This is a genomic window from Solimonas variicoloris DSM 15731 (genome assembly GCF_000382285.1).
In the GTDB taxonomy this organism is placed as follows: domain Bacteria; phylum Pseudomonadota; class Gammaproteobacteria; order Nevskiales; family Nevskiaceae; genus Solimonas; species Solimonas variicoloris.
In genome coordinates this window covers 289,978-302,975 of the sequence record NZ_KB907925.1, presented here as the reverse complement: position 1 = coordinate 302,975, position 12,998 = coordinate 289,978, and the positions used below count along the sequence as shown (strand labels likewise).

Sequence of the window (12,998 nt, the reverse complement as noted above, 5' to 3'; positions counted from 1 at the left end):
TTAAAAATCGCGCGCCCCGGGGCATGCGCCGCCCCGGCCCCTCACCGTCCAGGATCGCGACGTCATGCTCAGCCGCCGCCGCTTCATTGCCGCCTCCACCTCGATGGCCGCGCTCGCCGCGCTCGGCCTGTCGCCCGAATCGCTCGCCCGGCAGGGCCTGCGCCTCGGCAAGACACGGCCGTTCTCGTTCGATGCGCTGGTCGCGCAGGCCCGCGCGCTGGCCGCCGCCCCGTACGCGCCGCCGCCGAAGCTGCCGCGCGAAGTGCTCGAACGCATCGACTACGAGGCGCACGGCAAGATCCATTTCAAGACCGACGAAGCCTTGTTCGCGGACGGTCCGGGGCCGTTCCCGGTGACCTTCTTCCATCTCGGCCGCTACTTTCAGACGCCGGTGCACATGCACGTGCTCGACGCCGCCGGCACGAAGACGCGCGAGATCGTCTACGACCCGGCCTACTTCGACATGCCGGCCGACAGTCCGGCGCGCGCCCTGCCCAAGGGCGCCGGCTTCGCCGGCTTCCGCTTCCAGGAAAGTCGTTTGAACGACGGGCGGCTCGGCGATCAGGCCAAGCTGCCGTGGCGCAAGAACGACTGGGTCGCCTTCCTCGGCGCCTCGTACTTCCGCGCGATCGGCGAGCTGTTCCAGTACGGCCTGTCGGCGCGCGGCATCGCCCTCGACGTCGCCCAGGCCGACCGTCCCGAGGAATTCCCGAGCTTCACCCAGTTCCACTTTCTGCCGCCGCAGGACGGCAGCGACACGGTGACGGTCTACGCGCTGCTCGAAGGTCCGAGCGTCGCCGGCGCCTACCGCTTCGTCATGCAGCGCGAGAAAGCGGTGCTGATGGACATCGAGTGCGCGCTGTTCCTGCGCCGCGACGTCGCGCGCCTCGGCATCGCGCCGGCGACCTCGATGTACTGGTTCTCGGAAACCGCCAAGGCGACCGCGATCGACTGGCGTCCGGAGGTGCATGACTCCGACGGCCTCGCCATCTGGAACGGCCACGGCGAGCGCATCTGGCGGCCGCTGAACAATCCGCCGCGGACCATGGCCTCGGCGTTCGCGGACCAGAATCCGCACGGCTTCGGCCTGCTGCAGCGCGACCGCAACTTCGACCACTACCAGGACGGCGTCTACTACGACCGCCGCCCGAGCCTGTGGGTCGAGCCGCTCGGCGACTGGGGCGAGGGCAGCGTGCAGCTGATCGAAATCCCGACCGACGACGAGATCCACGACAACATCGTCGCCATGTGGGTGCCGAAGGCGCCGGCCACGGCCGGCAGCGAATACCGCCTCAAGTACCGCCTGCACTGGCGCGCCGACGAGCCGTACCCGACGCCGCTGGCGCGCTGCGTGGCGACGCGCCTCGGCAACGGCGGCGAGCCGGGCAAGCCGCGTCCGCAGGGCGTGCGCAAGTTCATGGTCGAGTTCCTCGGCGGCCCGCTCGAAAAACTGCCGTTCGGCGTCAAGCCGGAAGCCGTGCTCAGCGCCTCGCGCGGCAGCTTCTCGTACGTGTTCTGCGAGGCGGTGCCGGACGGCGTGCCGGGCCACTGGCGCGCGCAGTTCGACCTGACCACCAGCGGCGACGAGCCGGTCGACATGCGTCTGTATCTACGCAGCGGCGAGCAGACGCTGTCGGAAACCTGGCTCTACCAGTACCACCCGTTCGCGCCGAGCAAGAGTCACGGCTGACGCGACTGGTGCCGTGGTCGTGCGTCGGCAGGCCGGCCAGCAATCGGGTTTACCTCCTCGATCAGGATCGTGAGGCGCTTGCGTGTGCGCTGCAGCACCAGCAGCACGAGACCGAGCGCCGGCCATACTGTCCACGGCGGCCATTTGAGGTAGGAAACGCCCCAGCCGGTGAGAGCGCCGAGGACGAGCGCAAGCGCGAGGCGCTTCCACGAGAACAGAGGCGACGAGTAACGGACGCGAAAGGCTGCGACAGGCTTGCCTGCGCATGACAAGGTGCATTCGAGGGCTCCCTTGAGATAGCTCAGGGTGACGAAGCGAAGCTCGCAAGGCCGGGTTCCGACGCTGAAGGCATGAACGCTGGTCCGACCGAAGCTGCGGTGTTCGGAGACGATCTGATCGTCGACGTAGACGCGCTCAAGCCCGGATCGCGAGCCCCAGCCGCGCACGATGTGCCCGTCCAGCGCAAAGACGAACCAGATTCCGTCGCGTAAATCGGCTTTCGACTGTGGGGGCAGTTCCTGCATGCGGGGCCAATCCTCCGATCCAAATTTCGAGAAATTCCGCTCGGCGATTCGTCGATGCCGAGTTGCAGGCAGCGCCCTTTCAGCGCAGCGAGGGGAACGGTGGCGGCGGCAGCGGCGGCAACAGCCGCTCGCAGGCGGCGGCGATGCCGATCAGCGTCGCGTCCTGCCAGGCGCCGGCGACCAGCGACAGGCCAACCGGCAGGCCGCCGACCAGGCCGGCGGGCACGGTGACGTGCGGATAGCCGGCGACGGCCGGCATCTGCGAGACCCCGCCGCCGACGAAGTGATCGCCGAGCACCGGATCGGTCAGCCAGGCCGGGCCCATGGTCGGCGCCAGCAGCGCGGCGAGGCGCTGCCGCCGGAGCAGCGCGTCGATGCCGTCGCGGCCGGCGGCGCGCCTGGCGCGCGCCCGCGCGTCGCGGTAGGCGCGATCGGCGAGCGAACCACGCTGCTGCGCCGACAGAAAGACTTCCTGGCCGAACCACGGCAGTTCGAGCGCCGCCATGCGCGTGTTGAAGGCGATCAGATCCGCCAGCGTCTTCGGTCCGCCGTCGCGGCCGGCCAGATAGCGTTCGATGCCGTCCTTGAATTCGTACTCCAGTACGGTCGTTTCGTCGGCGTCGAGTGTTTTCGCCGCGTCGAGGCGGACGTCGATCAGCTCGGCACCGGCCGCCGCCAGACGCTGCAGCGCCGACTCGAACAGCGCGTCGACGCCGGCGTGGAAGCCGGTCTGGTTGCGGACCACGCCGAGGCGCAGGCCCTGCAGCGACCGCGGCGCGACCGGCGCGAGGCCCGCGATCAGGCCGGCCGGGATCGCCGCGGTCGCCGCATCGTCGGCATCGCCGCCGGCGAGCACCTGCAGCAGCAGCGCGGCGTCGGCGACGCGCCGCGTCATCGGTCCGGCGGTGTCCTGGCTGGCGGCGATCGGGATCACGCCGCTGCGGCTGACGAGGCCGAGCGTCGGCTTGATGCCGACGAGACCGTTGACGCTGCTCGGGCAGACGATCGAGCCGTCGGTCTCGGTGCCGACCGCAAGCACGGCGAGCCCGGCGGCGATCGCCGCACCGGACCCCGAACTGGAACCGCAGGGATTGCGGCCGGCACCCCAGGGATTGCCGGTCTGCCCGCCGCGAGCGCTCCAGCCGCTGATCGAGCGCTCGCCGCGGAAGTTCGCCCACTCGCTGAGATTGGTCTTGCCGAGCACCACGGCGCCGGCCGCGCGCAGCCGCGCCACCAGCGCCGCGTCGCGCCGCGGACGGCTGTCGAGCAGCGCCAGCGAGCCGGCCGTCGTCAGCATCGCGTCGGCGGTGTCGATGTTGTCCTTGAGAAGAACCGGGATGCCGAACAGCGGCCCGCGCGGTCCGTCCGCGGCGTCGAGCGCGCGGGCGATCGCCAGCGCCTCCGGATTGACCTCGATCACCGCGTTGAGCCGCGGACCGTGGCGATCGAGCGCCTCGATGCGGGCGAGGAAGTAACGCGTCAGGCCTTCGGCCGACAGCTCGCCGCGCGCCATCCGCGCCTGCAGCTCGGCGACGCCGAGCGTTTCGTAGGCCGGTTCGGGCACCGGCCCGGCGGCGCTCGCCGCGCCGAGGCCGGACAAGACCAGAACCGCGAGCGTGTGACGAACGGCGGCGTGCATCGATCTGACTCCGTGGGGCCGGATCGATTGTGGCACGGCCGCGCACGCTGGCGCCGCCGGTCAAGCGCGCCGCCCGCAGCGCGCCCGTAATAGGCTTTCCGCTTCGCCGCATCGGCCCGGGTTCCACGGGCAGGAAGGTTTCGATGTCCGCATGGATCACGACGCGCGCCTGGGAATCGGTGTTCGCCACCGCCCTGCTCGGCACGCTACCGGCCTGGCTGCCGATGGTCAGCGGCGTGCTGCTCGCGGCGCTGTGGCTCGGCGGCGGGGCGCTGCACGCGCGCTGGCCCCGCCGGCTGCTGCGCGCTCTGGCCTTGCTGCTCGGCGCCGCGCTCGCGCTGCTGGTCGTCGCCGGCAGCCTGGCCGCACCGCTGAGCGGCGACGCGCTGCTGGTCGCGACGCTGCGCCGCACGCTGTACGGTCTGCTCGCCGGCATCGGCGCCGGCATCGCGGCGCTGTGCGCCGTGCTGCTGATCGCGGCCGCCTTGCCGCGCCGCCCGGGGCTGCGCTGATGCGCCGCCGCGAGCTGTTCGCGCTCGGCGCCGCCGGCGCCGCCACCGCGCTGGGCGGCCGTCTGCTGCAGGCCGGCGCCACGACACCGGCGGCGGCGCTGCCGGCCGCCGGCGACTGGGCCGCGGTGCGCCGCGAATTCGCGTTCGCGCACAGCGCGGCGCCGCGCGTGCCGCTCAACGCCGCTAATCTGACGCCGCCGCTGCAGCGCGTGATCGCCGCCTACGACGCAGCCAACGCGGCACTGGCGGCCGACGCCTCGTTCCATCACCGCCTGCTCTACCTGCAGACGCAGATCGCGCGGCTGCGCGCGCTGTTCGCGCGACACCTCGGCGTCGCCGGCGACGACGTCGCGATCATGCGCAACACCACGGAAGCCAATGCGACGATCGTCAACGGCTTCGAGCTCGCGGCCAGCGACGAGGTCGTGCTCTGGGATCAGAACCATCACAGCAACAACCGCAGCTGGGGCTATCGGCGCGCGCGCACGCCGTTCGTCTGCCGCGTCGTGCGCGTGCCGGCGCAGCCGCGCAGCGACGCCGAGCTGATCGCGCCCTTCGTCGCCGCGCTCGGCCCGCGCACGCGCGTCGTCAGCTTCAGCCAGATCTCGAACATCAGCGGCCTGCGCCTGCCGGCAGCGGCGCTGTGCCGCGCGATCCACGCCTATCGGCCGGACATCTTCGTGCACGTCGACGGCGCGCAGGGCTGGGGCTCGACCGCGCTCGATCTCGCGGCGATGGACTGCGACAGCTATTCGAGCAGCGCCCACAAGTGGCTGATGGGGCCGCGCGAGATGGGCATTCTCTACGTGCGCCGCGCGCGCGTTGCCGCGCTGCGGCCGAGCACGGTCGGCTACGACTACGCCTTCGACTATCCGGAAACGGCGCTGGCCGACGGCGCCGCGCGCTTCGAGTGCCTGGGCCAGCGCAACGACGCCTCGTTCGCGGCGCTCGCCACCGCGCTCGAATTCCACCTCGCGCTCGGCGCCGAGGCGATCGAGGCGCGCATCCAGACGCTCGGCACGCAGCTGCGCGAGCGCCTGCGCGCCGCCGGCCTGCGTCTGCAGACGCCGGACGACGAGCGCTACGCACACGGCATCAGCGTGGTCGCGAGCGACGAGCCGGCGCGCGCGGTCGCCGCCTTCCGCGCGCTCTACGAACAGCACGGCTTGTACGCGGCCTACGTGCACGGCAACCGCGTGCTGTGCGACGTGGCGAGCGGCGAGACCGGCGAGCTGCCGCTGGCGCTGCGCCTGTGCACGCACGTCTACAACGACGAGCAGGATCTCGACACGGCGGTCGCCGCGCTGAAGGCGGCGCTGGCCTGAACCGCGCTCAGCGCCGCGCGGCGTCGAGCCGCGCGCGCAGCTCGGCCTCGTCGAGGCCGGCGATCTCGAACTGCTTCTGGCTGTGGGTGTCGCCGCGCAGCAGCTGCACCGCCGACTTCGGCACGCGCAGCACCTCGGCGAGCAGTTCCTGCACCGCGGCGTTGGCCTTGCCGCGCTCCGGCACTGCCGTCACCGACACTTTCAGCGCTTCGCCGTGCCAGCCGAGCACGGCGTTGCGCGAGGCCTTCGGGCTGACCTTGACGGCAAGCCGCGCCATCAGCCGGGCGTCCCGCTCGCGTTGATCAGAAAGCGCTGGTAGAAGCGCACCATGTCGGCGAACTCGGCGACCGCGAGGCGCTCGTCGATGCCGTGGATGCGTTCGAGATCGGCGGCGTCGAGACGGCCCGGATTGAAGTTGTAGCGGGCCTCGATGACGTCGGCGTAATGGCGCAGGTCGGTCGCGCCGACCACCAGGCCCGGCACCACCAGCGCGTCGGGAAACACTTCCTCGACGCTGCGCCGCACCAGCGCATAGCCGGGGCCGCTGGCGTCGGCCGGCGGCGAGGCCTCGTCGGCGAATTCGGCCTGCAGCCGCACCTCGACCGCCCGATCGGCGATGGTGTCGACGACGTGGCGCTGCACGGCGGCGATGGTGTCGCCGGGCAGCAGGCGGAAGTTGACGATCGCCAGCGCTTCGCCGGGCAGCACGTTGTCCTTGACGCCGGCGTTGAACACAGTCGGCGCCGTGGTGGTGCGGATCAGCGCGTTGGTGACCGGCGCCTGCGCGAGCTGGTCGAGCAGCAGCGGTCCGAACAGCCAGCGGTTGGCGATCGCCAGGCGCTGCGCGAACGGCAGCTGCGGCGCCAGCGTTTCGAGCATCGTCGCCACCGCCGGCGTCACGCGCGCCGGCATCGGCTGCGCCTCCAGCCGCGCGACGGCGCGCGCGAGGCGGCCGATCGCGGTGACCGGCGGCGGCATCGACGAGTGGCCGCCGCTCTCGTGCGCGCGCAGCTCGAACGAGGCGTAGCCCTTCTCCGCCACCATCACCGAGGCGACCGGCGCCGTCACGCCGGCGACCACGCCGCGCGTGATCGCGCCGCCCTCGTCGAGCGCGAACCAGGCGCTCACGCCGCGCGCCTTGAGCCGCGCCGCGATCTTCCTGGCGCCGTCGTCGCCGCCGATCTCCTCGTCATGGCCGTACGCGAAATAGATCGTGCGCGGCGGCGCGTAGCCCTGCGCGAGCAGCGCCTCGACCGCTTCCATCTGCGCGATCAGGCTGCCCTTGTCGTCGAGCGTGCCGCGGCCCCAGACGTAGCCGTCGGCGATGTCGCCGGAGAACGGCGCGTGCTGCCAGCGCGACGCGCCGGCAGCGTCGACCGGCACGACGTCCTGATGCGCGAGCAGCAGCAGCGGCGGCAGCGACGGATCGCGGCCGTCCCAGCGATAGAGCAGGCCGTGCGCGCCGATCTTTTCGAGCGCCAAGGCGGCGTGCACGCGCGGATAGTGCTCGCGCAGCAGCGCCGCGAGCGCGTCGAAGGCGGCGTCGTTCGGCGCCTCCGGCGTCGCCGACACGGTCGGGATGCGGATCGCCGCGGCCAGCCGCGCCGCGGCGGCATCGGCGTCGACTTCGACCGCGACCGACGCGGCATCGCGCGCGACGGCGGCCGGCAGCCGCGACAGGCCGACGAACAGTGCGGCGAGCAAGCCGCCGAGCAGAATGACGATGATCAACAAGATGCGGCGCATGGACCCTCCCCGGCCATCGGCGACGGCGAAGCTTATCGCAAGGGTCGCGCCACCCGCCGCGGCGCCGCCATCTACAATGCGCGAACGATCGCGAGGCACGCGCGCCGATGGCCGATTCCCGAGAAGACGAAGGCAAGCAGCAGCGCCCGGCACCGGCAGGCGCGCTGCCGCTCGAAGGCGTCGACGAGGCGGTCTGGCTCGACGTCATCCAGCGCATGGACGAGGTCTATTCGCGCCTGGTCGAGGACGAAGTCGCGCTCGAACGCAAGAACGACGAGCTCGAACAGTCCAACCGCTTCATCTCCAGCGTGCTGGCGTCGATGTCCGACTTCGTCGCCGCCTGCGGCGACGACGGCTGTATCCAGCAGATCAATCCGGCGCTCGCCGAACTGGTCGGCCGCAGCGCGACGGAGCTGCTCGGCACGCCATTCTGCGCGCTGCTGCGCGAAACCGATGTCGAGCGCCTGCGCCGCTGCATCGCGCAGACCGCGCGCGAAGGCCGCAGCACCGAAACCCTGGACGTCGAACTGCACGACGCGCAGGGCGGCGCGGTGCCGGTCGAGATTCACGTCGCGCCGCGTCAGGACGCCGGCGGTGCGGTCGCCGGCCACGTGCTGGTCGGGCGCCCGGTCGGCGAGCTGCGGCGCGCCTACCAGCAGTTGCAGGATGCGCACGCCGCGCTCAAGAGCGCGCAGCAGCAGCTGCTGCACTCCGAGAAGATGGCCTCGCTCGGCCGCCTGGTCGCCGGCGTCGCGCACGAGCTCAATAATCCGATCAGCTTCGTGCTCGGCAACGTGCACGCGCTGAGCCGCTACGCCGAACGCGTCGGCCGTTACCTCGAAGTGCTGCACGCCGAGCCGCTGTCGGCGGAAGCGCACGCGGCGCGCGCGCGCCTGAAGATCGACCGCGTGGTCGACGATCTGCCGGGCCTGATCGCCGGCACCGTCGAGGGCGCGCAGCGCACCGCCGAGATCGTCGCCGGCCTCAAGCGCTTCTCGGCGGTGAGCAGCGAGGAAGTGCGGCCGGTGGCGCTGCGCGAGACCGTCGAACGCGCCGTGCACTGGGTGCGCAAGGGCGCGGCGGCGCGCTTCACGGTCGAGCTCGACATCGACAGCGGACTCGTCGCGCTGGCCGCGCCGGGCCCGCTGCTGCAGGTGTTCATGAATCTGGTGCAGAACGCCAGCGACGCGACGGCGGCGGCCGGCGTCGAGACGCCGCGGCTGCGGATCGACGGCCGCCGCGTCGGCGACGCGATCGAGCTCTGCTTCGCCGACAACGGGCCCGGCGTGCCGGAGGCGCTGCACTCGCGCATCTTCGACCCGTTCTTCACCACCAAGCCGGTCGGCAAGGGCACCGGACTCGGGCTGTCGATCAGCTACGGCATCGTCGAGCAGTTCGGCGGCCGCCTGGCGCTGGTCGACAGCCCGGCCGGCGCCCGCTTCTGCGTGACGCTGCCGGCGGCGCGCACCGCCGCCTAGGCAAGCTCCGCAGCAGTTCATCCCTCGTCATGGCGAATCGCCGCAGGCGCCGAAGCCGTCCGGCGGCGTCTCCGCAGCGCCGCGGCCGCAGCGCGGCGACGAGGGGCTCATGCAGACCTTCGCCGGACCTGTCTCAGTGCACCGTGCAGACCATGCACGGATCGAACGAGCGCACCACGTGCTGCACGGCGACCGGCGTCGTTTCGGCGGCGCCGACCGGCGTGCCGGCGAGCGCCGCTTCGAGCGCGCCCGGCTGGCCGCGCGCGTCGCGCGGCGAGAAGTTCCAGGTGGTCGGCGCGACGATCTGGTAGCGCGCGATGCGGCCGTCGCGCACTTCCAGCCAGTGCCCGAGCGCGCCGCGCGCCGCCTCGTGGGCGCCGACCGCGCGGCCGTCCTGCAGGCCGCGCCGCGACACCGCGAAGAACGGCGCGCCGGGTTCGAGCGCGTCGACCCAGCGCTCGGCCCAGACCGCGAGCCGCGCCAGCTCCAGCAGCCGCGCCAGCACGCGATTGCGCACGTTGCCGCCGGCGGCCGCGGCATCGGCGCACAGCAGCGCATCGCCGCTGACGACGGCGCGCGCCAGCGCGCCGGTCTCCAGCACCGCGCCGCCGTAGCGCGGCGCCTTGCTCCAGCTGTAGGCCCCGGGCTTGTCGAGCTGCGGCTGCGTCTCGCCGAGCCAGGGATGGCAGGGCGCGTCGCCGGCGTAGTGCGAGGACGCCAGATCCTCGGCGACGCGCGCGAGGTCGAGCGGCTGCAGGCCGCCGTCGTAGAAGCCGGCGGCGAGCGGCAGCGTAGCGTCCGGCTGCGGGTAGGCGCCGTACGAGAGATAGCGGCCCGGACCGCGGCCGAGCGCCGGCAGGTCGAGATCGTCGGCGATGTCGAGGAACAGGCGCAGGTCCGAGGCCGGCGCCGCGGCCTGCCAGCGCCGCAGCGCGGCCGGCGTGTCGAGCGCGAGCACCGCCTCCAGCGCGTCGCCGAAAGTTTCGCGCTCGAGGTAGCGGCGGAATTCGCGGACCAACGCGCGCAGACGCAGCCGTTCCGACGCGTCGACCGCGCGCGAGCTGCCGCCGGGCTGCACCGACTGCGTGTGCGGCCACTTGCCGCCGAGCAGGCCGACGATCGTGAACCAGCGCTGGCGCGCGGCCAGCGCCGTGCGCGCCCGCGCGCCGGCCCCGGCCGCGTAGCGCGCCTGCACCTCGGCATGCCAGTCGCGCGCGGCGTAGGCCTCGCGCGCGAAGTCCGGCATGAAGAACAGATAGAAATGCGTGAGGTGGTCGGCGGCGTTCTCGACGCCGGCCATCAGGTTCAGCGCGTGGCGGCCGTTGTCCGGCATGCGCACGCCGGACAGCTGGGCGAGCGCGTCGGCGGCGGCCAGCGACTGCGAGACCGAACAGATGCCGCAGATGCGCGGCACGTAGACCAGCGCGTCGAACGGATCGCGGCCCGGCAGGATCTGCTCGAAGCCGCGGTACATCGGCGAGTTGACCCAGGCCTTGCGCACCGCGCCGTCGGCGATGTCGAGCCGCACTTCGAGATCGCCCTCGACGCGGTTGAACGGCCCGACGACCAGGCGCCGGCTGCGGCGGGCCGCCTCGCTCATCGGCCGCGGCGCACGGTCGGCTTGATCGCCGGCGGCAGCACGGCGTGATCGGCGACCGCGTTGTGACGCACGCGCGCCGGCGTCGCCGACTTCGACAGCGAGGCGAGCGCGACGAACCAGGCCTTCGGCATGTCGGTCGGCAGGCCGATCGGAATGCCGGCGATCTTCGGCGTCATGTGGAACGGATGCCCCGGGTCCTCGAAGCCGGGCTCGGTGCAGCTGATGCAGGCGTAGCCGCCGCGCGTGCACGAGCCGGCGCCGTTCCAGGCGCGGATGTTGCAGTCGCCATGCGCCTGCGTGCCCTTGCAGCCCATGTGCTCCATCAGGCAGCCGAGGTCGGACGGCTTCTCGGCGCTGGCCTTGAACTCGTAGAACTCGTTGCGCGTGCAGCCGTGGTGGACCAGCTGGTCGGCGTAGAAGCGCGGCCGCGCCAGCGCATCGAGCGCGGCGCCGTCCAGCGCGTCGCGTGCCAGCAGCGCCAGGGTTTCGATCACCCAGTCCGGATGCGTCGGGCAGCCGGCGACATTGACGACCGGCAGGCCGCCGCGCGCGCGGAAGTCGCGGCCGAGCGCGCCGCCGGGTTCGGCGCCCTCGTACTGCAGGCCGACCGCGTCGGTCGGGTTCGGCCCGCCGGCGCTGATGCCGCCCCAGGCCGCGCAGCTGCCGACCGCGACCACGTGGCGGGCGACGCCGGCCAGATCGCGGACCCAGTCGAGCATCGGCCGGCCGCTGCCGGCCAGCTCGTGGAAGCGGCCGCTGCCATGCGGTCCGCGCAGCAGCGCGCCCTCGACGCAGAGCACGTCGACCGCCTGCTCGCCGCGCAGGCAGCGGCCGAGCAGGGCCAGCAGTTCCTCGCCGCCGGCCAGCGACAGCGACGGATGCCAGAGCAGCTCGATGCCGGCGTCGTCCAGCGTCGCGTACAGGTCCGGCGTGTCGGCGCAGAGCAGCGACATGCTGCAGCCGCCGCAGCCGCCGGACTGCAGCCACAGCACGCGCGCCGTCACTTCTTCGCCTCCAGACCGAGGCGCTGCAGCTTCTGGCGCAGGCCGACGCGCGACAGCTGCAGCTCGGCGGCGGCGCGCGACTTGTTCCAGCGGTGGCGCAGCAGGGTCTCGCGCAGGATCGCCGCCTCGATCGCGTCGAGGCGCTGCTGCAGCGGCCCGCCGCCGGTGATGCGCGGCAGGCCGGCGGCGGCGGCCGTCACCGGCGCGCGGCCGAGGCGCACCTTCGGCGACAGCGCGTCGGCCTCGACGCGCAGGGTGTCGGACAGCGCCAGCGCGCGGAACACCTCGTTGCGCAGCTCGCGGATGTTGCCGGGCCACGGATACGACAGCAGGCAGGCCATCGCCTCCTCGCTGAAGCCGTCGTGCGGCTTGGCGAGCTCGGTCGCGGCTTCGTCGAGCAGCATCGCGACGATCGCCTGCAGGTCGCCAGGACGCTCGCGCAGCGGCGGCAGCGACAACGTCACCGTCGCCAGCCGGTAGTAGAGATCCTCGCGGAAGCGGCCGGCGCGGACTTCGGCTTCGAGATCGCGGTGCGTCGCCGCGATCACGCGCACATCGACCGCCACCGCGCGCGTCGCGCCGACCGGCCGCACCTCGCCCTCCTGCAGCACGCGCAGCATCTTCACCTGCAGGCTCGGCGTGGTGTCGCCGATCTCGTCGAGAAACAGCGTGCCGCCGTTGGCGCGCTGGAACAGGCCGACGTGATCCTGCAGCGCGCCGGTGAAGGCGCCGCGCTTGTGGCCGAACAGTTCGGATTCGAGCAGCGAATCCGGCAGCGCCGCGCAGTTCTCGCTGACGAACGGCCGCAGCGCGCGCGGGCTGGCCTGATGGATGGCGCGCGCCAGCAGCTCCTTGCCGGTGCCGGACTCGCCGAGCAGCAGCACCGAGAGGTCGTGCCGGGCGATACGCTCGGCGACGTCGAACACGGCTTCGAGCGGGCTGTCCTCGCCGCGCGCGATGGCGCGAAAACCGTAGCGCGCCTGCGCCGCGTCCTGGCGCTCGTGCAGGCGCCGGCGCAGCACCGCCGGACCGTCGCGCACCTCCAGGTCGATGCGGCGCACGTCATTCTGCAGGCGTCGCGCCTCGACCGCGTCGCGCACCAGCTCGAGCAGCTGGTCGGGCATCCACGGCTTGAGCACGTACTGGTAGATGCCGGCCTCGTTGACGCCGGCGATGATGTCCTCGGCGTCGGTATGGCCGGAGATGATGATGCGCACGATGTCCGGCCAGCGCTCGCGCACCGCGCGCAGGAATTCGAGGCCGGTGGTGCCCGGCATGCGCTGGTCGCAGAGGATGACCTGCACGTCGCCGTCGTCGGCGTGCGTCTGCAGCACGTCCTGCGCCTCGTCGGCGGAGGCCGCGGTCCAGACCACGAAGTCGTCCTCCAGCGTGCGCCGGATCGCTTCGACCGAATGGCGCTCGTCGTCGACGACGAGAACGCCGGCTTGTTCGGGAGTCGTGCGCATCGTGGGTGGGGACG

General features: G+C 72.6%; 11 protein-coding genes. 4 read left to right on the top strand and 7 right to left on the bottom strand.

Annotated features, from left to right (window positions below):
- The first annotated feature begins 64 nt into the window (after positions 1-64).
- On the top strand, positions 65-1,690 hold the full coding sequence (locus tag H149_RS0101505; protein WP_020647956.1) for an OpgD/OpgG family glucan biosynthesis protein: 1,626 nt from the start codon (positions 65-67) through the stop codon (positions 1,688-1,690).
- Here H149_RS0101505 and H149_RS0101500 read toward each other — a convergent pair.
- Both H149_RS0101500 and H149_RS0101495 read right to left on the bottom strand, forming a co-directional pair.
- Positions 1,681-2,214 (bottom strand): hypothetical protein, encoded by a 534-nt coding sequence (locus H149_RS0101500; RefSeq protein ID WP_020647955.1) that lies wholly within the window; start codon positions 2,212-2,214, stop codon positions 1,681-1,683. The genes H149_RS0101505 and H149_RS0101500 overlap by 10 nt on opposite strands.
- 79 nt (positions 2,215-2,293) lie before the next feature.
- A complete protein-coding gene (locus H149_RS0101495; RefSeq protein WP_020647954.1) occupies positions 2,294-3,853 on the bottom strand; it encodes an amidase in 1,560 nt (519 codons plus the stop codon).
- Positions 3,854-3,996: 143 nt separating this feature from the next.
- Here H149_RS0101495 and H149_RS23015 point away from each other — a divergent pair, with 143 nt between their 5' ends.
- Positions 3,997-4,365, top strand: coding sequence for a hypothetical protein (locus H149_RS23015; RefSeq protein WP_020647953.1), 369 nt, complete (start codon positions 3,997-3,999; stop codon positions 4,363-4,365).
- Positions 4,365-5,690 carry an aminotransferase class V-fold PLP-dependent enzyme gene (locus H149_RS21885; RefSeq protein ID WP_020647952.1) on the top strand — a complete coding sequence of 442 codons (1,326 nt, stop codon included), beginning with the start codon at positions 4,365-4,367 and terminating at the stop codon, positions 5,688-5,690. Before H149_RS23015 ends, H149_RS21885 begins: the two co-directional genes overlap by 1 nt.
- 7 nt (positions 5,691-5,697) lie before the next feature.
- Here H149_RS21885 and H149_RS0101480 read toward each other — a convergent pair whose 3' ends face one another.
- On the bottom strand, positions 5,698-5,967 hold the full coding sequence (locus H149_RS0101480; RefSeq protein WP_020647951.1) for a DUF167 domain-containing protein: 270 nt from the start codon (positions 5,965-5,967) through the stop codon (positions 5,698-5,700).
- Positions 5,967-7,436: a M20 family peptidase gene (locus H149_RS0101475; protein WP_020647950.1), complete on the bottom strand. Its 1,470-nt coding sequence runs from the start codon at positions 7,434-7,436 to the stop codon at positions 5,967-5,969. The genes H149_RS0101480 and H149_RS0101475 overlap by 1 nt, the downstream gene beginning before the upstream one ends.
- A 107-nt stretch (positions 7,437-7,543) precedes the next feature.
- On the opposite strand from H149_RS0101475, the gene H149_RS0101470 reads away from it, so the two are divergent.
- Positions 7,544-8,914: a sensor histidine kinase gene (locus H149_RS0101470; RefSeq protein ID WP_020647949.1), complete on the top strand. Its 1,371-nt coding sequence runs from the start codon at positions 7,544-7,546 to the stop codon at positions 8,912-8,914.
- A 133-nt stretch (positions 8,915-9,047) separates the two neighbouring features.
- On the opposite strand, the gene H149_RS0101465 is transcribed toward H149_RS0101470, so the two are convergent.
- Genes H149_RS0101465 through H149_RS0101455 form a run of 3 tightly spaced genes read right to left on the bottom strand, consistent with a single transcriptional unit; the run spans position 9,048 to position 12,984 of the window.
- Positions 9,048-10,514 carry a nickel-dependent hydrogenase large subunit gene (locus H149_RS0101465; protein ID WP_020647948.1) on the bottom strand — a complete coding sequence of 489 codons (1,467 nt, stop codon included), beginning with the start codon at positions 10,512-10,514 and terminating at the stop codon, positions 9,048-9,050.
- On the bottom strand, positions 10,511-11,518 hold the full coding sequence (locus tag H149_RS0101460; protein WP_020647947.1) for an NADH-quinone oxidoreductase subunit B family protein: 1,008 nt from the start codon (positions 11,516-11,518) through the stop codon (positions 10,511-10,513). The genes H149_RS0101465 and H149_RS0101460 overlap by 4 nt, the downstream gene beginning before the upstream one ends.
- A complete protein-coding gene (locus H149_RS0101455) occupies positions 11,515-12,984 on the bottom strand; it encodes a sigma-54-dependent transcriptional regulator (RefSeq protein ID WP_020647946.1) in 1,470 nt (489 codons plus the stop codon). The genes H149_RS0101460 and H149_RS0101455 overlap by 4 nt, the downstream gene beginning before the upstream one ends.
- Positions 12,985-12,998: the final 14 nt, after the last annotated feature.